This window comes from Vibrio sp. 1288, from assembly GCF_033344475.1.
Genome location: NZ_JAWPOX010000622.1, coordinates 1 through 657 on the forward strand (window position 1 = coordinate 1; position 657 = coordinate 657).

Consider the following 657-nt stretch of genomic DNA (forward strand, 5'->3'; position numbering starts at 1 on the left):
AACGAGCGTTTCACTAAGTAAATGAGCATCATCAATAACAATCGCAATATCGCAAGGCTCACCTTCGAGAATACGCTCTAGACTGTCGAGTAAAGGCTCTTGTTGATTAAACAATGCATCGGAAACCAGCTGACTCAAGATGAGGACGCGACGCTGCACGTCATCTTGGGTCGCATGGCAAAGTAACAAACATTGATTTTTGTTACTTGCACCCAGTTCAAGGTATCGTTGCGCCAGCCAAGATTTTCCATACCCATCAGGGCCATTGATCGCAATAAGGTTGGATCCAAAGTTGGTCAACAACTCCAATCTATCCAATAACTCGGTTTGAGAATCTAATTCCAGAACGTGAGCAAAACTCATCTAATAACCTTCTTAAACAACAAGAATGACGCCAGATGGCGTCATTACAAGGTTAAATATTGCGACCGAAATCAATAGCCTGCTGAATCACTTCTTGTGAAGTATCGGCTATCACTTCCGCACTGCCAATTCCGGTTGGTAGAACTAAGCGCAATTGACCTGACAGCACTTTTTTATCACGCATCATATGCTTGATAAAGTCATCAAAACTCATGCTGTCGAGTGTATGGACCTGCATTTTCGCTCTGCGCAACAATACCACAACACGCTCAAACTGCTCTTCAGAAATCAGTT

At 43.2% G+C, this 657-nt stretch carries 1 protein-coding gene and 1 pseudogene; both read right to left on the reverse strand.

Going from position 1 to position 657, the window contains the following annotated elements:
• On the reverse strand, positions 1–363 hold a 363-nt coding region (locus R8O11_RS28405; RefSeq protein ID WP_318195015.1), incomplete at its 3' end, for an ATP-binding protein.
• Between the two features lie 52 nt (positions 364–415).
• A pseudogene (locus R8O11_RS28410) lies at positions 416–657 on the reverse strand (3-dehydroquinate synthase); the annotation flags it as partial.